This is a genomic window from Mycobacterium sp. NBC_00419 (assembly GCF_036023875.1).
Lineage (GTDB): Bacteria > Actinomycetota > Actinomycetes > Mycobacteriales > Mycobacteriaceae > Mycobacterium.
Genome location: NZ_CP107931.1, coordinates 225,727 through 245,645, shown reverse-complemented (window position 1 = coordinate 245,645; position 19,919 = coordinate 225,727). Strand labels below are relative to the sequence as shown.

The 19,919-nt window shown below is 66.4% G+C and carries 19 protein-coding genes; 15 read left to right on the top strand and 4 right to left on the bottom strand.

Going from position 1 to position 19,919, the window contains the following annotated elements; all coding sequences use genetic code 11:
- Positions 1–31: 31 nt before the first annotated feature.
- The 3 genes from OG976_RS01240 (at position 32) to OG976_RS01230 (ending at position 2,985) form a co-directional block, all read left to right on the top strand.
- A complete protein-coding gene (locus OG976_RS01240; RefSeq protein WP_328356806.1) occupies positions 32–1,438 on the top strand; it encodes an NAD(P)/FAD-dependent oxidoreductase in 1,407 nt (468 codons plus the stop codon).
- 141 nt (positions 1,439–1,579) lie between these two features.
- Positions 1,580–2,161, top strand: a complete 582-nt coding sequence (locus OG976_RS01235; RefSeq protein WP_328356804.1) for a LysM peptidoglycan-binding domain-containing protein — start codon at positions 1,580–1,582, stop codon at positions 2,159–2,161.
- Positions 2,162–2,292: 131 nt separating this feature from the next.
- Positions 2,293–2,985 (top strand): Rv1815 family serine proteinase, encoded by a 693-nt coding sequence (locus OG976_RS01230; RefSeq protein ID WP_442930403.1) that lies wholly within the window; start codon positions 2,293–2,295, stop codon positions 2,983–2,985.
- Positions 2,986–3,061: 76 nt separating this feature from the next.
- Here the strand turns inward: OG976_RS01230 and OG976_RS01225 are convergent, their stop codons facing one another.
- A complete protein-coding gene (locus OG976_RS01225) occupies positions 3,062–3,505 on the bottom strand; it encodes a nitroreductase family deazaflavin-dependent oxidoreductase (RefSeq protein WP_328356801.1) in 444 nt (147 codons plus the stop codon).
- Between the two features lie 104 nt (positions 3,506–3,609).
- On the opposite strand from OG976_RS01225, the gene OG976_RS01220 reads away from it, so the two are divergent.
- Genes OG976_RS01220 through OG976_RS01205 form a run of 4 tightly spaced genes read left to right on the top strand, consistent with a single transcriptional unit; the run spans position 3,610 to position 7,214 of the window.
- A complete protein-coding gene (locus OG976_RS01220) occupies positions 3,610–4,302 on the top strand; it encodes a TetR/AcrR family transcriptional regulator (protein ID WP_328356798.1) in 693 nt (230 codons plus the stop codon).
- Positions 4,303–4,347: 45 nt separating this feature from the next.
- Positions 4,348–4,833, top strand: a complete 486-nt coding sequence (locus OG976_RS01215) for a VOC family protein (RefSeq protein WP_328356795.1) — start codon at positions 4,348–4,350, stop codon at positions 4,831–4,833.
- The gene (locus OG976_RS01210) at positions 4,830–6,320 is read left to right on the top strand and encodes an FAD-binding protein (RefSeq protein ID WP_328356792.1); all 1,491 of its coding nucleotides are present in this window, start codon (positions 4,830–4,832) and stop codon (positions 6,318–6,320) included. Before OG976_RS01215 ends, OG976_RS01210 begins: the two co-directional genes overlap by 4 nt.
- 18 nt (positions 6,321–6,338) lie before the next feature.
- Positions 6,339–7,214, top strand: coding sequence for an MBL fold metallo-hydrolase (locus tag OG976_RS01205; RefSeq protein WP_328356789.1), 876 nt, complete (start codon positions 6,339–6,341; stop codon positions 7,212–7,214).
- A 19-nt stretch (positions 7,215–7,233) separates the two neighbouring features.
- On the opposite strand, the gene OG976_RS01200 is transcribed toward OG976_RS01205, so the two are convergent.
- Genes OG976_RS01200 through OG976_RS01190 form a run of 3 tightly spaced genes read right to left on the bottom strand, consistent with a single transcriptional unit; the run spans position 7,234 to position 13,027 of the window.
- A complete protein-coding gene (locus OG976_RS01200) occupies positions 7,234–9,135 on the bottom strand; it encodes an ABC transporter ATP-binding protein/permease (RefSeq protein ID WP_328363020.1) in 1,902 nt (633 codons plus the stop codon).
- Positions 9,136–9,164: 29 nt separating this feature from the next.
- Positions 9,165–11,081 carry an ABC transporter ATP-binding protein/permease gene (locus OG976_RS01195; protein WP_328356787.1) on the bottom strand — a complete coding sequence of 639 codons (1,917 nt, stop codon included), beginning with the start codon at positions 11,079–11,081 and terminating at the stop codon, positions 9,165–9,167.
- Between the two features lie 53 nt (positions 11,082–11,134).
- The gene (locus OG976_RS01190) at positions 11,135–13,027 is read right to left on the bottom strand and encodes an ABC transporter ATP-binding protein/permease (RefSeq protein WP_328356785.1); all 1,893 of its coding nucleotides are present in this window, start codon (positions 13,025–13,027) and stop codon (positions 11,135–11,137) included.
- Between the two features lie 122 nt (positions 13,028–13,149).
- On the opposite strand from OG976_RS01190, the gene secA2 reads away from it, so the two are divergent.
- From secA2 to ftsR, 8 genes are all read left to right on the top strand, one after another.
- The gene (gene secA2, locus OG976_RS01185) at positions 13,150–15,483 is read left to right on the top strand and encodes an accessory Sec system translocase SecA2 (protein ID WP_328356783.1); all 2,334 of its coding nucleotides are present in this window, start codon (positions 13,150–13,152) and stop codon (positions 15,481–15,483) included.
- 2 nt (positions 15,484–15,485) lie between these two features.
- Entirely contained in the window at positions 15,486–16,091 is a 606-nt protein-coding gene (locus OG976_RS01180; RefSeq protein ID WP_328356780.1) for a CDP-alcohol phosphatidyltransferase family protein, read from the top strand.
- Positions 16,075–16,989, top strand: coding sequence for a DUF881 domain-containing protein (locus OG976_RS01175; RefSeq protein WP_328356777.1), 915 nt, complete (start codon positions 16,075–16,077; stop codon positions 16,987–16,989). Before OG976_RS01180 ends, OG976_RS01175 begins: the two co-directional genes overlap by 17 nt.
- A gap of 58 nt (positions 16,990–17,047) precedes the next feature.
- Positions 17,048–17,380: a small basic family protein gene (locus OG976_RS01170; protein ID WP_059019068.1), complete on the top strand. Its 333-nt coding sequence runs from the start codon at positions 17,048–17,050 to the stop codon at positions 17,378–17,380.
- Position 17,381: 1 nt separating this feature from the next.
- On the top strand, positions 17,382–18,098 hold the full coding sequence (locus OG976_RS01165) for a DUF881 domain-containing protein (protein ID WP_328356768.1): 717 nt from the start codon (positions 17,382–17,384) through the stop codon (positions 18,096–18,098).
- A gap of 19 nt (positions 18,099–18,117) precedes the next feature.
- Positions 18,118–18,513, top strand: a complete 396-nt coding sequence (gene gcvH / locus OG976_RS01160; RefSeq protein ID WP_328356765.1) for a glycine cleavage system protein GcvH — start codon at positions 18,118–18,120, stop codon at positions 18,511–18,513.
- Positions 18,514–18,669: 156 nt separating this feature from the next.
- Positions 18,670–19,155, top strand: coding sequence for a glycogen accumulation regulator GarA (garA, locus tag OG976_RS01155; protein ID WP_328356762.1), 486 nt, complete (start codon positions 18,670–18,672; stop codon positions 19,153–19,155).
- Positions 19,155–19,889 (top strand): transcriptional regulator FtsR, encoded by a 735-nt coding sequence (gene ftsR / locus OG976_RS01150; protein WP_328356759.1) that lies wholly within the window; start codon positions 19,155–19,157, stop codon positions 19,887–19,889. Before garA ends, ftsR begins: the two co-directional genes overlap by 1 nt.
- Positions 19,890–19,919: the final 30 nt, after the last annotated feature.

The window sequence follows — 19,919 nt, the reverse complement described above, 5'->3', positions numbered from 1 at the left end:
GTAGACGCGCCCGACGTGGCACCATGGCCAGGTGCAGACCGTTTTTGACCGGCATGTCAATCCTGAACTGATCGCGCGCTCGCTGGGCTCCGCCGCCTTCGGCTCGATGTGGCTGGACATCCCCAGGCCGGAGTACCCGCCGCTGCCCGGCGCGCTGAGCTGTGACCTGCTGGTGGTCGGCGGCGGCTACGCCGGGCTGTGGACGGCGCTGCACGCCGCCGAGCGCAACCCCGGCGCCCGGGTCGTCCTCATCGAGGCCGAGCGGGTCGGCTGGGCAGCCTCCGGCCGCAATGGCGGTTTCGTCGAGGCCAGCATCACCCATGGCGCGGAGAACGGAAAGTCGCGCTGGCCTGACGAATTCGACCGTCTCGAGGAACTGGGGCTGGCCAACCTCGACGGCATGCAAGCCGATATCGAGGCGCACGGCATGAAGGTGGACTGGGAACGCACCGGCATGCTGACAGTGGCCACCGAACCGCACCAGGTCCACTGGCTCAAGGAGTCGGCGCAGGACGGCGACGGCCAGTTCCTCGACGAAGCCGCGGTGCGCGCCGAGGTCGCCTCGCCGACCTACCTGGGCGGGCTGTTCGCCGCGCAGACCTGCGCGATCGTGCATCCGGCGCGACTGGTGTTCGAGCTGGCCCGGGCGGCCACCGAACACGGTGTGCAGATCTTCGAGCACACCCCCGCCGTATCGGTGGAGCGCGAACGCTCGTCGGTGCGGGTGAGCACCCGCGGCGGGGCGATCACCGCCGACCAGGTTGTGTTGGCCACCAACGTGTTCCCGAGCCTGCTGCGCCGCAACCGGCTCTACACCGTGCCGGTATACGACTACGTGCTGGCGACCGAGCCGCTGTCGGAGTCTCAACTGGACAGCATCGGCTGGCGTTCACGCCCCGGGATTGGCGACAGTTCCAACCAGTTCCACTACTACCGGCTGTCGGCCGACAACCGGATCGTGTGGGGCGGCTACGACGCGGTCTACCACTACGGCCGGCGGGTTGACCCGATGTACGAGGACCGGCCCGAGACCTACCGCCGGCTCGCGGCGCACTTCTTCATCACCTTCCCGCAGCTCGAGGACGTCAAGTTCACCCACCGCTGGGCCGGAGCGATCGACACCAACACCCGGTTCTGCGCGCACTGGGGGCTGGCCGGCCGCGGGCGCATCGCCTACGTCAACGGGTTCACCGGTCTCGGTGTGGGCGCCGCCCGGTTCGCCGCCGACGTCTGCCTGGACTTGCTGAGCGGTCGCCCGACCGAGCGCACCGAGTTGGAGATGGTCAACCGCAAGCCGTTGCCGTTCCCGCCGGAACCGATCGCCAGCATCGGAATTCAGACCACCAAGTGGTCGCTGGACCGGGCCGATCACAATGCGGGCAAACGCAACGTCTTCCTGCGCACCCTGGACCGCTTCGGGCTCGGGTTCGACTCGTAGATCAGCGGTTTGGGTTTGCTTAGATTGCCGTTCCCTGTGTGTTTACCGTCGTCTTGATCACAACCCACCACGACGTCGCGTTTCCTCAGTAGGCTTCGTGCGCGCGCCCAAGAAGAGGGCGGCTTACAGGAGGAAAATTTCGTGGGAGACACACTCACCGAAGGACAGCAGCTGGGCAAGGGCGATTCGCTCACCTCGCCCAACGGGGCCTACACCCTGACCCTGCAGGAGGACGGCAACCTCGTGCTCGCCGCTCGCGGCGAATCGGTCTGGGCGACCGGCACCAACGGCCAGGACATCGTGCGCGCCGAGGTGCAGACCGACGGCAACTTCGTGCTCTACACCGCTGACAAGCCGGTGTGGCACACCGACACCAAGGGCAAGAAGAGCGTGAAGCTGGTCGTCCAGGACGACCGCAACGTCGTGCTCTACGCCGCTGACGGGCCGGCCTGGTCGTCGCGCACCGAGACCGACGCCCCGCCGCCGCCCGCGGTCGAGGAAGAGGTCGTCGAGGTCGCTCCGGTGGCCGTCGAGGAGACCACCCCGCCGCCCCCGCCGCCGGCTCCCGAGCCGCGCACCTACACCGTCGTGGCTGGTGACACCTTGTTCGCGATCGCCGAGCGCTTCTACGGCGATGGCAACCGCTACCCGGAGATCGCCGCGGCCAGCGGCATCGCCAACCCTGACCTGATCAACATCGGGCAGGTCGTCACCATCCCTTAATCGGGATTCCTGCGGGAACGACGCGGGTACGCAATAGTGCGTTGGTAACGATCGGCGGGCTACGCCGATACAAAGTCGACACACTATTGCGACCGCGTCGTTGACGGGTCGCCGAGCGATCGGGGAGTAAGGTGGCCCGCTTACCTCTGCGATATGCCGTCGCCGCGGCGTTGGCCGCGGCGCTGTGCTCGACTGTCGCCCCCGCGGCGCAAGCCGAGCCCGGCGTCGTCGTCTACCCCGGCATGGAAATCCACCAGGACAGCAATGTCTGCACCCTGGGCTATGTCGACCCGGTCCAGCGAATCGCGTTCTCGGCCGGGCACTGCCGCGGCAGCGGGCCGGTCACCGACAAAGACGGCCGATTCATCGGCATGGTCTCGACGTTCCGGGACAACACCCCCGACGGCTCGGTGGTCCGGACCGACGAGGTGATCTCCGATTACGAGACCATCGGACTGGCCGCCGACGTCACGGTCAACAACTTCCTTCCCGGTGGCCGCCAGCTGGTCGCCGATCCGGCCCCGCCGATGGCGGTCGGACAGCCGGTGTGCCATTTCGGCGTCATCACCGGCGAGAGCTGCGGGTCCATCGAGCGGGTCAACAACGGCTGGTTCACCATGAACAACGGTGTGGTCAGCAAGAAGGGTGACTCCGGCGGGCCGGTCTACATGCTGGTCGACAACAACAAGGCCGTGATCGTGGGGCTGTTCAACAGCACCTGGGGTGCGCTGCCCGCCGCGGTGTCCTGGCAGGCCACCGGCCAGCAGGTCCGCGAGGACGTCGGTGGCGTCGTGAACATCGCCGCCTCCCAGCAGCAGGGGTGACGGCGGCCGCTTCGCGAGAGTGATCTGACGCAGAAACACCGCACTGTCGCTGCGTCAGTTCAGTCTCGCGTAGCAGTTATGCCCGTGCCAGCGCGAACACCGGGATCAACGGCGCCGCCGTCCGCATCTCCTCGAGGGGCGACGTCGGGGTCAACCCGGCGATATGCCCCTTGACCTCCCAGTACCACCGGTCCAGATACCGCTGCAGCAATGCCGGTTTGGCCGTGTCGGCGACCTCGGTCACCGCTACCGTCCGGCGCCGCCAGCGCGGGCCGACTTCGACAACGCCGGCCGCCCGCGCATTGCGCGCCCATTGGGTGTTCCCGCGCGGTGAGACCACGTAGTCGACGCCGTCGACGCGCAGGACGTTGACGACGACGGGGCGCATGACGCCAGTGGTCCGGCCTCGCACCCGCAGGGCGCGGGTGCCGGCGACGCTGACGCCGAGTTCAGCGAGGTGCCGGATGACGGTGTTGAAGCAGCGGGCAACCATGGTGGGCTGGTCGTAGTGGATGGACATTGGACCTCCTCGGATCAAAGTGTGAGCAGTGCTCTCGTTCTAGCGTGGCACGCCACCTCCAGAAAAACAAGAGCAGTGATCTCTTTTCGTGTCAGACTGTCCGGATGGGCAAGCGACTGGAGTCCCGGCAGCGGATCGAGGCACAGATCCTCGAGCTCGCGCGCCGACAGCTCGTCACCGAGGGGGCCGCCGGATTATCGGTGCGGGCCATCGCGCGCGATCTGGGCATGGCATCCTCGGCGGTCTACCGCTACGTCGCCAGCCGTGACGAACTGCTCACCCTGTTGCTGGTGGCCACGTACTCCGAGCTGGCCGAGCGCGTCGAGCGGGCCCGCGAGACGGCAGAGGGTGACTGGCGGGCCGAGGTGGCGGCCATCGCCCACGCGATGCGCGGGTGGGCGCTGGAGCAGCCGGCGTGCTGGGCACTGCTCTACGGCAGCCCGGTGCCGGGCTACCACGCACCACCGGAGCTGACCATCGGCCCCGGCACCCGGGTGGTCGGCGCACTGTTCGACGCGGTCGGCAAGGGTGTGGTCGCCGACGCGATAGGGCGCACCGATGACCATGTCGCACAGCCACTTTCGGCAGACCTGCAAAGACTCCGGGCCGAGTTCGACTTTCCCGGCGACGATTCATTGATGGTGCGGTGCACCACGGTGTGGGGCGCCGTCGTGGGTGCGATCTGCCTCGAAGTCTTCGGCCAGTACGGTGCGGACACCTTCGCCGACACCGATGCGCTGTTCGACCATCAGATCCGGCTCGTCGTCGACCTCCTCGGCGGCGCGACGCCGAACTAGAACACGTTCTAGCCATGTGGGCGGCGCGGCGATATCCTCGTAGCGATGACAAACCAGACACCTGTCCAGATTGCCTGGGTAACCGACGATCTCGGCGCCACCGAGGCGACGCTGTCCGCGCTGCTCGGCGCCAAGAAGTGGTTCCGGATGCCCGACGTGCACTTCGGCCCGGACACCTGCGTCCACCGCGGTGAACCGGCCGACTACCGGGCCGACATCTCGCTGAGCTACGCGGGGGACACCCAGCTGGAGATCATCGCGCCGACCGGTGGCGACAGCATCTACACCGAATTTCTCGCCGAGTGCGGACCCGGTCTGCACCACATCTGCGTGGAAGCCGACGACTTCGACGCGGCCCTGACGCAGGCCGCCGCTGCCTCGACCGTCGTCGCGCAGGGCGAGATGGCCGGCGGCATGAAGTTCGCCTACCTGTCCGCCGCCGCGGCCGGGGTGCCCTACCTGGAAATCGCCTACATCCCAACGGAAATCAAGGCGTTCTTCGACCATGTGAAACAGGAGCAGCAGCAATGAGTGGCCTCGACATTCCCGCGACCGTCAACGCCTCCGAGGTGACCGAGTGGTCCGACGACGTCGACGTACTGGTTCTCGGCTTCGGTATCGGCGGGGGATGCGCCGCCGTGGCCGCCGCCGCGCAGGGCGCGCGGGTGCTGGTTCTGGAGAAGGCCGCCGCCGCCGGCGGAACCACCTCGATGGCCGGCGGACACTTCTACCTCGGCGGCGGCACCGCCGTTCAAATCGCCACCGGACATCCCGACACCGCCGAGGAGATGTACAAGTACCTCGTCGCAGTGTCGCGTGACCCCGAACTCGACAAGATCCGCGCCTACTCCGATGGCAGCGTCGAACACTTCGACTGGCTCGAGGACCTCGGCTTCGAATTCGAGCGCAGCTTCTACCCGGGCAAAGTGGTCGTCCCGCCGGGCACCGAAGGGCTGTCCTACACCGGCAACGAGAAGGTGTGGCCGTACTGCGAGCAGGCCACACCGGCACCGCGCGGACACTCGGTCCCGGTGCCCGGTGAACTCGGCGGTGCATCGATGGTGATCGACCTGCTGGTCAAGCGGGCCGACGAGTTGGGCGTGCAGGTGCGCTACGAGACCGGTGCCACCAACCTCGTCGTCGATGACGGCGCCGTGGTCGGCGTGCGGTGGAAGCGCTTCACCGAGACCGGGGCGATCAAGGCCAAGGCGGTGGTGATCGCCGCCGGTGGATTCGTGATGAACCCCGACATGGTGGCCGCCCACACTCCCGAACTCGGCCAGCCCCGCAAGACCAAGCACCACGGCCTCGTCGCGCCGTACATCCTGGGCAATCCCAACGACGACGGCCTCGGCATCAAGTTGGGCGAATCCGTCGGTGGTGCAGCGAAATTCATGGACGAGAAGTTCATCACCGCCGCCGCCTACCCGCCGGAGATCCTGCTGACCGGCGTGATCGTCAACGCGCAAGGCAAGCGGTTCGTCACCGAGGATTCCTACCACTCGCGCACGTCTGCCTTCGTCCTGGAGCAGCCTGAGCAGGTGGCCTATCTCATCGTCGACGAAGCCCACACCGAGATGCCGGCAATGCCGCTGATCAAGTTCCTCGACGGATACGAGACGATCGAGGAGATCGAGACCGCCCTGGGGATCCCGGCCGGCAACCTGGCGGCAACCCTGGCGCGCTACAACGAGTTCGCCGCCAAGGGTGAGGACCCGGACTTCCACAAGCAACCCGAATACCTGGCCGCTCAGGACAGCGGTCCATACGCGGTGTTCGACCTGTCGCTGGGCCGGGCGATGTATTCCGGTTTCACGATGGGCGGGCTGGCCACCACCGTCGACGGCGAGGTCGAGCGTGCCGACGGCAGCGTGGTTGCGGGCCTGTATGCCGCCGGCGCGTGCGCCTCCAACATCGCCCAGGACGGCAAGGGCTACTCCAGCGGCACCCAGCTCGGGGAAGGCTCATTCTTCGGCAGGCGCGCCGGAGCGCACGCCGCCCGGCGCGCAACGGCCTGAAAAGCAGTGGGCCACAGCGTGATCGACCTCGGCGGCGTCACCGTCGCACGCATCGAGGAGAGCTACGGGATGGCGGTGCCCGCCGGTCTGCTGATCCCCGCATTCGACGCGGAGGGTCTTGCCGACCTGGGTCCCGACACCATGGCCCAACTGCTGGTGCCCGAATCGGACAGCATTCTGCTCAGCATGCACACCTGGGCTGTGCGCACACCGCAGAAGACGATCCTGGTCGACACCTGCAATGGCAATCACAAGCAGCGCAACCCGCCCAACATCGGCATGCTCGACACCGACTGGCTGCAGCAGCTGCTGGCCGCAGGCATCACCCCCGACGAGGTCGACGCCGTGGTGTGCACCCATCTGCACGCCGATCACGTGGGCTGGAACACGACGCTGGTCGACGGGCAGTGGGTGCCGACTTTCCCGAATGCGCGCTACTACATCAACAGGCGTGAGTACGAGTTCTGGAGACCGGCGACGGAGCAGGAGAGCGCAACAGGCTTCAACGGCTTCGTCTTCGAGGATTCCGTCAAGCCCGTGTTCGACCGCGACATGGTGGAGTTGTGGGACGGCGAGGGCGTCGACGTCGACGACCACCTGCGGCTGGAGCTGTGTCCCGGCCACACCCCGGGGCACAGCATCGGCTGGCTCAGCGGTTCGCGAGGAAGCGCCGTGTTCTCCGGCGACTCGATGCACTCGGCCTTACAGGTGTACCGGCCCGACTGGAATAGTGCTTTCTGCGCCGACAGTCAGCTGTCGGCGGCCAGCCGCCGGTCTCTTCTGGAGGCCGCCGTCGAACGCGACGCCGTGCTGATGCCCGCCCATTTCGCCGCGCCGCATGCCTTCGGCGTCGCCACCCGCGGCGATGATTTCGCCCTCACCCGCGCACTGTAAACCGTTGCGGCGCTGAGCTTCAGACACCCACCGGGTCGGCCCTGCGGTCGATTTCCCAGGCCCCGCCGCCGAGCAGTCGCAAGTGGTGCTGATGATGCTGTTCGACGGTGCTGCGGTGGGTCACCGACACCACGATGCAGTCCGGCAACCGGCTGCGCAACAGCCGGTACAGCGCATATTCCTGGCCCTCGTCGACCGCCGAGGTCGCCTCGTCGAGGAACACCGCCTTGGGTTCGGTCAGCAGGACGCGGGCGAAGGCGATGCGTTGTTGCTCACCGGGGGAGAGCACCTTCGCCCAGTCCTGCCCCTCGTCGAGCCTGGTGCCCAGGTGCCCCAGTGCCACGTCGTCGAGCGCGGCTACTAGTTGCTCGTCGGGAATGCTGGCCTCCACCGCCGGATAGGTCAGCACCGCACGCAGGTCGCCGAGCGGGACGTAGGGAACCTGGGACAGGAACATCGTCTGCGCCCCAGCCGGCTGGCACACGGTGCCCGAACTGTATGGCCACAACCGGGCGATGCTGCGCAGCAGCGTGGTGCGGCCGCACCCGGACGGCCCCGTGATGACCAGCGCCTCACCCGGCTCCAGTCGAAGGTCGAGACCGTCGATCAGGACGTCGCCGTTGGGGCGGCACACCTGCACCTCGCGCAATTCGACTGTGCCGTCGAGACTTTCCCGCGCGTTCAAACGTGGTAGTTCGCGCGCATGTTCGTTGGCGTCGACCAGTCCGTCAAGTCGGATGATGGTGGCCCGGTAGGCGGCGAACGAGTCGTAGACGCTGCGGAAGAAGGCCAACGAGTCATGGATGTTGAGGAACGCGCTCGAGGACTGGGTGACATCGCCGAAGGTGATCTGCCCGGCGAACAACCGGGGCGCCTGGACCACCAGCGGCAGCGGCGTGATGATCTGGCTCATCGTCTGGTTCCAGCCCAGAAGGTAGAGACTGCGCACCACGAAGGCCCGGTAGTTGGCGATGATCGCGGAGAACCGCGAGCCCAGGATGGTTCGTTCGGCGGTCTCGCCGCGGTAGAACCCGATCGCCTCGGCGGCGTCGCGCAACCGCACCAGGGCGTAGCGGAACGCGGCATTGGTCAGCTCGTTGCGGAAGCTCAGCAGGATCAGCGGCTTGCCGATCCAGAACGCGATGACGGTGGCCACCGCGACGTAGGCCAGCACCAGCCAGAACAGCGCGTGGCCCAGGGTGAAGCCGAAGAAGGTCAGCGGGCCGGACAGATTCCATAGGATGGGGGTGAACGACACCACCGACACCAACGAGTTGATCGCACCGAACAGCAGCGTGGTCGACGTGCCGACGGTGGGCGTATTGGTCTCTGCGCCAGTGCATGTGGTGAAGACGTCGATATCCATCTGGATGCGCTGATCGGGGTTGTCGATCGGCTTCTCGATGAACCGGCCGCGGTAGTAGGCCTCCTGGCCGAGCCAGTCGCCGGTGAGCCGGTCGGTCAGCCACACCCGCCAGCGGATGATGAACCGCTGCATGAGGTAGATGTCGACGATCTGCCTGCTGATGTAAACCGTCGCGATCAGCGCGAAAGTCACTATGGCAAGCCAGAATCCGTTGACCCCCGAGTCGCGGACCGCCGTGTTACCGGCGCCGGCGCCCTCGAATGCCACCTGAAGCGACGAGTAGAGGTCGTTGCTGTAGTAGCTCAGCAGCACGTCGAGGCGTACCGCGATCATCGTGGAGAACAGCAGCACACCCAGCCAGGCCCACACCTTCCAGCTGGAGCGCCCGCGGAAGTAGCCCCCGGTGATCCGCCAGAACTGCCGGCCCCAGACCGTGTAGCGGGCCAGCAGTACCAGCACGAGGACCGCGACCACCGCGCTGATCGCCCACGCCTTGGCGGCCCACAGCAGCGAGTTCGGGATCTCGTTGCTCCAGTCCAACGAGGGCTTGTACATCTCCACGGGAGTGACTCCTCGGCGTCAGATCAGACCCTGGCCGGTTCGCTACCCTCGACCCGCCCGAGCCGCCACCTGCCTTCACCCAGAAGTTCGAGATGCTTGCTGTGATGTTTGTCGACCGAGCTCCGGTGGCTCACGCTGACCAGGATCATGTTGGGTAGATCGGACCGGACCAGGTTGTAGAGCATCAACTCCAACCCCTCATCAAGAGCCGAGGTGGACTCGTCGAGGAAGACCGCTTTGGGTTTGGTCAGCAAGATTCGGGCGAATGCGATGCGCTGCTGCTCGCCCGGGGATAACACCTTGGCCCAGTCCTGGACTTCGTCAAGCCGTTCGATGAGGTGGGGCAGCGCGACCTGCTCGAGTACCCGACGCAGCTGCGTGTCGTCGACGGTGCCTTCCTCGTTCGGATACGAGACCACCGCCCGCAGATCGCCGAGGGGCACATAGGGCATCTGGGACAAGAACATCGTCGCGTTGTCGCCGCCCGGGCACTTCATCTCCCCGGAGGCGTACGGCCACATTTGCGCCAGGCTCCGCAATAGTGTGGTCTTTCCAGTACCGGATTGGCCCTTGATCACCAGCGTTTCGCCGGGTGCCAGGTGCAGATCGATCGGATCGACCAGCTGCTGGCCGTCGGGGGTACGCACTTCGACTTTGTTGAACTGAACGGTCCCGTCTATGCAATCCTCCTTCACCAACTCGGGCAGGGCCCGGGCTTCCTCGTTGGCGATGACCAAGCCGTGCAGGCGGATGATGGCGGCGCGGTAGCCGGCGAACTGGTCGTAAGCATTGCGGAAGAAGGACAGCCCGTTCTGAATGCTGCCGAAAGCCGACGCGCTCTGCGACAGATCACCCAGCCGTATTTCGCCGGCAAGAAACCGCGGGAACTGAAGCAGATACGGCAGCGGAACGATGATCTGACTGACCGACAGGTTCCAGCCGTAAAATCCCATCATCCTGCTGACGTACCGCTTGTAATTGGATACGACGGGCACGAACAACTGCCGCAGACCCGTCCGCTCGGCGACCTCACCCCGATAGAAGGCGACCGCCTCGGATGCATCCCGCAGCCGGACCAGCGCGTAACGGAAGGCGGCGTTGTACTTCTCATTGTCGAATGCCAACCGAATGATCGGACGGCCGATCCAGAACACCACGATCGTCGCGATGAAGACATAAGTCAGCCCGATGAAGAACATCGCCTTGGGGATACTGACGCCGAATATCACCAATGTGCCCGAGAGGTTCCACAGAATCGCCGTGAACGAAATCATCGAGGTAATCGAGGACACCGCACCGAAAAGCAGGGTCGCCGTCGTGGTGTTGTTGGGCGTATTGGGCAGTGGGCCTACGCCGGCGGTGAAGATATCGATGTCGTACTGGATCCGCTGGTCTGGATTATCGATCGTGTCGTCGATGAAGCGCGAGCGGTAGTAGGCCCGCCCGTCCAGCCAGTCGCCGGTCAGCCGATCGGTCAGCCAGGCCCGCCAGGCAAGCATGAAGCGCTGCATCAGGAACAGGTCGACCATGACGCGCACCACGTGGATGGCGGCCAGCACCGAGAACACCAGAATTGACATCCAGAATCCGTGCGCCCCGGACTCCTTAACCGCTTCGTTGCCGCCACCAACTCCGGCCGCCACCGCCTGGAAGGCGGTGAACATGTCGTTGCCCTGGTAACTGAACAGCACGTCGAGCCGCACACCGGCGATCACCAGCAGTAACAACAACGCCAGCCACAGCCAGACCCCGATGCTGCTGCGGCCGGTGAAGTAAGCCCCGGTGATCCGCCAGAACTGGCGGCCCCACACGGTGAACCGCATGATCGCCGTCAGAATCGCCAGGGTGCTGACCGCAGCGATAGCCCACGCTTTGACGATCCAGAGAAGGGACGGCACAAGCTCGGCGCCCCAGTTCATCGCTGGGGTGAACATCTCCATCCCGGCAAGGTACCGCGACTGGTTAAGAACTTAAGAACAGAGCGCTGGAGGCACTATGTCGAAGCGCCCACTCTGTCGAGTCGCCAATCGCCGTCACCGAGCAACTCAAGGCGCCGGCCGTGAAACTGCTCGATGGTGGCGCGGTGGCTGATGCTGACGATGATCGTTGCCGGCAGCTCATCGCGGAGCTTCTGATAGAGCATCAGCTCGAGACCCTCGTCCATTGCCGATGTCGATTCGTCCAAGAACACTGCCTTGGGCCGGGTCAGCAGAACGCGCGCGAACGCCAACCGCTGTTGCTCACCCACCGACAGTGTTTTGGCCCAGTCCCGTTCTTCGCCGACGTGCAGCACCAGCTGCGAGAGGGCAACCATTGACAGGACCTCTTGGATCTGGCGGTCACCGACTGCACCTTCGTCGCGTGGGTAGCTCACTACGGCTCGCAGACTTCCCAGCGGCAGATAGGGAAGCTGGGGGACGAACATGGTCGCAGACTGGCCGCCCGGGAGCGTCACCGTGCCTGACCGAAACGGCCACAACCCTGCGATGCTCTGCACAAGCACCGTCTTGCCGATGCCTGACGCGCCGGTGATCAGCAGGGACTCGCCCGGTTCGAGGTGGAAGTCGAGGTTGTTGACCAAGTGTCGACCGCCCGGGGTCCGCACGTCGAGATCACGCACGTCCACTGCATCGTCGAGTGAGTCGCCGATCGGTGCCGGGGTCAGGGCCCGGGCACGATGGTTGGCTTCGAGTAGACCGTTCAACCTGATCGTCGCGCCGCGGAAACTAGCGAATGAGTCGTAGGCGTTGCGAAAGAAGGACAGCGAATCGTGGATCATGTGAAAGGCGGTCGCCGACTGCATGACGCCGCCGAACGAGATCTCCCTGGCGAACAACCGCTGCGCCTGGACAATGTAGGGCAGCGGATTGATCGCCTGGCTCATCGACAGGTTCCATCCGGTGAAGACGATCATCCTGTTCAGCCAGCCCCGGTAGTTGTCCATGACTGACTGCAGCCGACCACTCAGTATTCCTCGCTCCGTCTGTTCACCCTTGTACAGACCGATCGCGGCACTGGCGTCGCGAACCCGAACCAACGCGTAGCGGAATCCGGCGTTCCGCAACTCGTTGAGATAGCTGAGCCGGATCATTGGCCTGCCGATGGTGAACGACACAATGGTGCCGATCAGCACGTACAGCAGCACGATCCAGAAAAGAGCCCGCGGAACGGTGACATTCCACAGCTGCAGCGGGCCGGACAGCTGCCAGAGGATGGTCCCGAAAGAGAACACCGACAGCACCGACCACACAGCGCCGAAAAGCAAGGTCTGCCCCGAGCCGTACGCCGGTACGTTCGATTGGCCGCCGACTCCGGTGGTGAAGGTGTCGACATCCTGCTGAATCCGCTGGTCCGGGTTGTCGACCGGCTCACGTGAGAACTGGCTTCTGAAGTATGCCCCTTCGCCTAACCAGTCATCAATTACATTGTGACTCAACCAGATTCGCCAGCGCATTATGAACCGCTGAGTCAGATACAGATCTGCCAGATAGCGCAGCACATGCAGGACGGCCAACACGGTGAACACCACCATCGTCGTCCAGAATCCGTGCACCCCTGAGTCGTTGGCGGGATCCTCGAAGGCCACCTGCAGCGCGTTGAACAGATCATTGACCTGGTAGCTCAGCAACACGTTGATCCGCACCGACACGATCGTTGACGCCAGCATCAGGGCCAACAGTCCCCAGTTCAACAGGCTGCTCTTACCGGTGAAGTACGCACCGGTGATGCGCCAGTACTGGCGTCCCCACTCGGTGAACCGTCCCAACAGGAACAGCGCGAGCACCAGGCACGGAGCCGTGAGGGCGAACACCTCGGCTAACCACCACAGCGAGCGGTAGAACTCATCGCCCCAGTCCAGCGACGGCCTGAATGTCGACGTGTCCACTCGTTATCACCTCGCTCCGATCTGCGGCGAACCTACCTCGGACGACCCGTAGGTGACGTAGCCCGACGCAAAACATGCCTGTGCCGACACCCGTCGACGTGGGCCGCCGGTACCGTTGACCCGTGGCGAAGAGAAGCAAGACCACCACGGCCGGGCCGAACCGCCTCAGCCGCGGCTTTTGGCGCCTGCTCGGGGCGAGCACGGAAAAGACGAAGGCCGAGTCGATGGCCGAGGTGGACGCCTCGGCCGAGTTCGACGACAAGGCCAAGGGACTCGACGACGAGCAGCTGCGCAAGGCCGCCGAGCTACTCGAACTCGGCGACCTCGCCGCCTCGGTCGACATCCCGCAGTTCCTGGCCATCGCCAGGGAGGCTGCCGAGCGCGCGACCGGGCTGCGGCCCTTTGACGTCCAGCTGCTCGGCGCGCTGCGGATGATGGCCGGTGACGTCGTCGAGATGGCCACCGGTGAGGGCAAGACGCTCTCGGGTGCCATCGCCGCCGCGGGGTATGCGCTGGCCGGGCGCAACGTGCACGTCGTCACCATCAACGACTATCTGGCCCGCCGCGACGCCGAATGGATGGGGCCGCTGATCGAGGCCATGGGCCTGACCGTCGGCTGGATCACCGAGGACTCCACCGCGCAGGAGCGCCGCGCCGCCTATGCGTGCGACGTCACCTACGCCTCGGTCAACGAGATCGGCTTCGACGTGCTGCGCGACCAGCTGGTCACCGACGTCGCCGATCTCGTGTCACCCAACCCCGACGTGGCGCTGATTGACGAGGCCGACTCGGTGCTCGTCGACGAGGCCCTCGTCCCGCTGGTGCTTGCCGGGACGACGCACCGCGAGACGCCGAAGCTGGACATCGTGCGGCTGGTCGGCGAGCTGCAGGCGGGCCAGGATTTCGACACCGACGAGGACAGCCGCAACGTCCACCTCACCGAGGCGGGCGCGCAGAAGCTGGAGAAGGCCCTCGGCGGTATCGACCTGTACTCCGAGGAGCACGTCGGCACCGTCCTGACGGAGGTCAACGTCGCCCTGCACGCACATGTGCTGCTGCAGCGCGACGTCCACTACATCGTGCGCAACGGCGCGGTGCAGCTGATCAACTCCTCCCGCGGGCGCATCGCCCAGCTGCAGCGCTGGCCGGACGGTCTGCAGGCAGCCGTGGAGGCCAAAGAGGGCATCGAGACCACCGAGACCGGCGAGGTACTCGACACCATCACGGTGCAGGCGCTGATCAACCGCTATCCGACGGTGTGCGGGATGACCGGTACCGCGCTGGCCGCCGGTGAGCAGCTGCGCCAGTTCTACAAGCTGGGCGTCTCACCGATCCCGCCGAACACCCCGAACGTTCGCGAGGATCAGCCCGACCGGGTGTACATCACCACGGCGGCCAAGATCGAGGCCGTCATCGAGCACATCATCGAGGTGCATGCCACCGGCCAGCCGATCCTGGTCGGGACCCACGACGTCGCCGAATCCGAGGAACTCTACGAGCGGCTGGTCCGCCGGGGCGTTCCGGCGGTGGTCCTCAACGCCAAGAACGACGAAGAGGAAGCCGCCGTCATCGCCGAGGCGGGCAAGCTCGGCGCGGTGACGGTCTCCACCCAGATGGCCGGCCGCGGCACCGACATCCGGCTCGGCGGGTCCGACGAGGCCGACCATGACAAGGTGGCCGACCTCGGCGGCCTGCATGTCATCGGCACCGGCAGGCACAACACCGAGCGGCTGGACAACCAGCTGCGTGGCCGTGCCGGCCGCCAGGGCGACCCGGGTTCCACCGCGTTCTTCGCCAGCTGGGAGGACGACGTCGTCACCGCTCATGTCGAGCGCGCCAAGCTGCCGCTGGACACCGATGACACCGGGCGCATCTCAAGCCCGAAGGCCGCCTCACTGCTCGACCACGCCCAGCGGGTGGCCGAAGGCCGTCTGCTCGACGTGCACGCCAACACCTGGCGCTACAACCAGCTGATCGCCCAGCAGCGCTCCATCATCGTCGAGCGGCGCAACACGATACTGAGCACGGCCGCGGCCCGCGAGGAGCTCCGCGAGCTCTCGCCGGACCGGTACGAGGCGCTCGCGGACAAGGTGTCCGAGGAGACGCTGGAGAAGATCTGCCGCGACATCATGCTGTTCCACCTCGACCGCGGCTGGGCCGACCACCTGGCCTACCTGTCCGATATCCGGGAGAGCATTCACCTGCGCGCCCTCGGACGGCAGAACCCGCTCGACGAATTCCACCGGATGGCGGTCGACGCGTTCGGGAATCTGGCCGCCGACGCGATCGAAGCCGCGCAGCAGACCTTCGAGACGGCCAACGTCCTCGAAGAAGAGCAGGGTCTGGATCTCTCCAAGCTGGCCCGGCCCACCTCGACGTGGACGTACATGGTCCACGACAATCCGCTCAACGACGACACGCTCTCGGCGCTGAGCCTGCCCGGGGTGTTCCGGTAGACATGGAGCCGCCCGGCGACCGGGTGCTGACCATCCCGAACGTGCTGTCGGTCATCCGCCTCGTCCTGGTTCCGGTCTTCCTGTACCTGCTGCTGGTGACCCACGCCTATGGCTGGGCGGTGGCGATCCTGATGTTCAGCGGGTTCTCCGACTGGGCCGACGGCAAGATCGCCCGGCTCGTCGACAACCAGTCCTCCCGGCTGGGCGCGCTCCTGGACCCGCTGGTCGACCGGATCTACATGCTCGCCGTCCCGGTGGGGCTGGGGTTGTCCGGCATCGTCCCGTGGTGGGTGGTCGGCACCCTCGTCGGCCGCGACGCCGTGCTGGCCGCCACCCTGCCGGTGGTGCGCCGGCGCGGGCTGGCCGCACTGCCGGTGACCTATATCGGCAAGGCCGCCACGTTCGCCCTGATGTCCGGATTCCCACTGGTGCTGCTGGGTCAGTGGGACGCGACGTGGAGTCGGGTGATCGGCGCGATCGGCTGGGGCTTCGTCATCTGGGGCATGGGGATGTATCTGTGGTCGGCGGTGCTCTACCTCGTTCAGGTACGCCTCGTCGTCCGCACGCTGCCGCGACTCGACACCGTCCGCGATGCCCGCACAAGCTGACCCCGCGCTCGGCGGGTACGACCCCCAGGCGGGCCTGCCCCCCAGCGAGATCGACCATGCCGCCCGCATTCCGCTGCCGTCGCTGCTGCGGTCCCTGCTCACCAACCACCTCGACCCCGGCTATGCCGCCGCGGCCGCACGCCGCAGCGACGGCGAACCCCGCACACCCGTCGCCGACCGGCTGTGGCAGGCGCTGGCCGCGGTGCTGATCGCGGTGGTGTTCGCAGCCGCGGTGGCCCAGGCCCGCTCGACGGCGCCCGGTGTCAGCGCGGCCCAGCAGGTGCTGGCCGCCAGTGTTCGCACGGCCGAAGGCAACACCGATGGGCTGACCCGGCGACGCGACGCGCTGGCCGCCCAGGCCGACGACATCCAACGCAGAGAACTCCGGGACGACGCCACCGGCCGCGAACTGCTGAGCGGTCTGGACCGGCTGAGCCTGTCCGCGGGGACCACCCCGGTGATCGGGCCCGGCCTCGACATCACGCTGAACGACCCGAATGTAGGGCGCGACCTGACCGACGTCTCTAAACAACGCGTCCCCGGCAGCCGCCAGGTCATCCTCGACCGGGACCTGCAGCTGGTGGTGAACGCATTGTGGGCCAGTGGGGCAGAAGCGATTTCGGTGGGCGGGGTGCGGATCGGGCCCAATGTGACCATCCGGCAGGCCGGCGGTGCGATCCTGGTGGACAACCATCCCATCGCCAGCCCGTACACGATCCTGGCGATTGGCCCGCCGAACACCATGCGGGACACCTTCGAACGCAGTTCGGGGCTGCAGCGGCTGCGGCTACTCGAGGCCTCCTACGGGGTGGGTGTCAGAGTCAGCAGCGGCGACGGCCTGTCGTTACCCGCGGGTCCGGTCCGGGAGATTAAATTTGCCAAGCAGATCGGGCCCTAGGAATCAGGAGCTGGCTCGGCGGGCAGGAGCGGAGCGACACGGGGAATATGAGGCAGACATGATCGGAATCGCGGCACTCGTCGTCGGCATCGTGCTGGGCCTGGTGTTCCATCCGAGCGTCCCCGAAGTCATCCAGCCCTACCTGCCGATCGCCGTCGTGGCGGCACTCGACGCCGTCTTCGGCGGACTTCGGGCGTACTTGGAGAAGATCTTCGACGCCAAGGTGTTCGTGATCTCGTTCGTGTTCAACGTCCTGGTGGCCGCGCTGATCGTCTACGTCGGTGACCAGCTCGGGGTAGGCACCCAGCTGTCCACGGCCATCATCGTGGTGCTCGGTATCCGCATCTTCGGCAACGCCGCGGCCTTGCGGCGCAGGTTGTTCGGAGCCTGAGATGACCGAGGGGCAACCGCGGCGCACCCGCTCACAGGTCGTGTTCGGAGTGCTGGGCGTGGTGCTGTGCCTGGTGCTGGGCATCGCGATCGTCACCCAGGTCCGCCAGACCGAGTCCGGCGACGGGCTGGAGACCGCCCGCCCGGCCGACCTGCTGGTGCTGCTCGACTCGCTGCAGCAGCGCGAAGCCGCGCTGAACACCGAGGTGACCGAACTTCAGCGCAACCTGGCCGCCATGCAAGCCGCGGGCAGCAGTGATCAGGCCGCGATCCAGAACGCCCAGTCCAGGCTGGCCGCCCTATCGATCCTGATCGGCACAGTCGCGGCCACCGGCCCGGGTGTGAGCATCACCATCAACGACCCGGGGCCGGGCGTGGCGCCGGAAACCATGCTCGACGTCATCAACGAACTGCGCGCCGCCGGCGCCGAGGCCATGGAGATCCGCGCCGGCCAGCAGGCGGTCCGTGTGGGGGTCGACACATGGGTGATTGGGACACCCGGCGCGCTGCAGATCGACGACCTCACGCTGAGCCCGCCGTATTCCGTTCTGGCCATTGGCGATCCGCCAACGCTGGCCGCGGCGATGAACATTCCCGGCGGCGCTGTCGACAGTGTCGAGCGGGTCGGCGGGACCATGACGGTGTCTCAGACCAGCCGTGTGGACATCACCACCTTGCGGCAACCGAAAGCGCGCCAATACGCTCAGCCCGTCAAATGAGCGTTCTCGAAGGAGCACTGTGAGCGAAATCCCAGCCGACCTGCGCTACACCCCCGAGCATGAATGGGTGCGTGTCACCGGTGACCGCGTCGTGCGGGTCGGGATCACCGACTTCGCCCAGTCCTCGCTGGGGGACGTGGTCTTCGTGCAGCTGCCCGACGTCGGCACCGCGGTCACCGCAGGTGAAGCGTTCGGCGAGGTCGAGTCCACCAAGTCGGTGTCGGACCTCTTCGCGCCGGTGACGGCGAAAGTAATTGCCGTCAACGGCGATCTGGACGCCGACCCGGCACTGGTGAACTCCGACCCCTACGGGCAGGGGTGGCTGTTGGACCTCGAGGTCGACGGCGATACCCTCGAACAGGGGTTAGCGGCGCTGCTCGATGCGGACGCCTATCGGGGCACAGTCACGGAATAATGCTTGTTAGGGTGCCTGCCAGCCACCGATCCGGCGGTGGTGGGCACATCGTCGACCACCGCGCGGTACGGTCGACGGAAGTGATGATGAAGGCGGACGGGCGCCTGGTGGAACTGCCCGCCAGGTATCGCCACGGCAGCCAGTGAGGAGCAGCGGGTGACGGACAAGGACCAGAACTCCGGGGCAGACCAGGTGTCTGAGGAAGTCACCGTGGAGACGACATCCGTCTTCCGCGCCGACTTCCTCAACGAGCTGGATGCCCCGGCGAGCTCAGGCAGCGACAGCGGGGTGTCCGGGGTGGAAGGCCTCCCGGTCGGTTCCGCACTGCTGGTCGTCAAGCGTGGCCCCAACGCGGGCTCGCGATTCCTGCTCGACCAGCCGACCACCTCGGCCGGACGGCACCCCGACTCCGACATCTTCCTCGACGACGTGACAGTCAGCCGCCGGCATGCCGAGTTCCGGTTGGACGGCAACGAATTCCAGGTCGTCGACGTCGGCAGCCTCAACGGCACCTACGTCAACCGCGAGCCGGTCGATTCGGCGACGCTGGCCAACGGCGACGAAGTCCAGATCGGCAAGTTCCGCCTGGTCTTCCTGACCGGCCCCAAGCCGGCCGACGACGAAGGCGGTCCAGGAAGCTAGTGACCGCCCCCGATACTCCCGCGCTTGCCGGGATGTCTATCGGAGCGGTCCTGGACCTGCTACGACCGGACTTCCCGGACGTGACGATCTCCAAGATCCGGTTCTTGGAAGCCGAGGGCCTCGTCACGCCACAGCGCAGCGGGTCGGGGTATCGGCGGTTCACCGCGTACGACTGTGCGAGGTTGCGGTTCATCCTGACCGCCCAGCGTGATCACTACCTGCCGCTGAAGGTCATCAAGGAACAGCTCGACGCGTCACCCGACGGCGAATTGCCGCCAGCCGGATCCCCTTACGGCGTACCGCGTTTGGTGCAGGTGTCCGAGCAGGCCGGCGCCGACGGTGCAGCCGCGGTGACACGCGCTCAGGCGCGGCTGAGCCGCGAGGACGTCCTGGCGCGCTCCGGCGGGGACGACGGTCTCTTGACCGCCCTGTGCAAAGCCGGGGTGATCACCACCGGCCCGGGCGGCTTCTTCGACGAGCATGCGGTGGTGATCGTCCAGTGCGCGCGGGCGCTCGGCGACTACGGTGTGGAGCCGCGCCACCTGCGTGCGTTCCGCTCTGCCGCCGACCGCCAGTCGGATCTGATCGCCCAGATCGCCGGCCCGGTGGGCAAGGCGGGCAAGACCGGGGCGCGCGACCGTGCCGACGACCTCGCCCGCGAGGTGGCGGCCCTGGCGATCACACTGCACACCTCGCTGATCAAGTCAGCTGTACGCGACGTTCTGGATCGCTGAGGATTAGACTCGCAACCGACGGCACAACCA

Bases quoted from the DNA above. Each gene is read 5' to 3' on its own strand.
- OG976_RS01225 (WP_328356801.1), bottom strand. From the start codon at position 3,505: ATGTCCATCCACTACGACCAGCCCACCATGGTTGCCCGCTGCTTCAAC.
- OG976_RS01220 (WP_328356798.1), top strand. From the start codon at position 3,610: ATGGGCAAGCGACTGGAGTCCCGGCAGCGGATCGAGGCACAGATCCTC.
- OG976_RS01215 (WP_328356795.1), top strand. From the start codon at position 4,348: ATGACAAACCAGACACCTGTCCAGATTGCCTGGGTAACCGACGATCTC.
- OG976_RS01210 (WP_328356792.1), top strand. From the start codon at position 4,830: ATGAGTGGCCTCGACATTCCCGCGACCGTCAACGCCTCCGAGGTGACC.
- OG976_RS01200 (WP_328363020.1), bottom strand. From the start codon at position 9,135: ATGTACAAGCCCTCGTTGGACTGGAGCAACGAGATCCCGAACTCGCTG.
- OG976_RS01195 (WP_328356787.1), bottom strand. From the start codon at position 11,081: ATGGAGATGTTCACCCCAGCGATGAACTGGGGCGCCGAGCTTGTGCCG.
- OG976_RS01180 (WP_328356780.1), top strand. From the start codon at position 15,486: ATGGAGCCGCCCGGCGACCGGGTGCTGACCATCCCGAACGTGCTGTCG.
- OG976_RS01175 (WP_328356777.1), top strand. From the start codon at position 16,075: ATGCCCGCACAAGCTGACCCCGCGCTCGGCGGGTACGACCCCCAGGCG.
- OG976_RS01170 (WP_059019068.1), top strand. From the start codon at position 17,048: ATGATCGGAATCGCGGCACTCGTCGTCGGCATCGTGCTGGGCCTGGTG.
- OG976_RS01165 (WP_328356768.1), top strand. From the start codon at position 17,382: ATGACCGAGGGGCAACCGCGGCGCACCCGCTCACAGGTCGTGTTCGGA.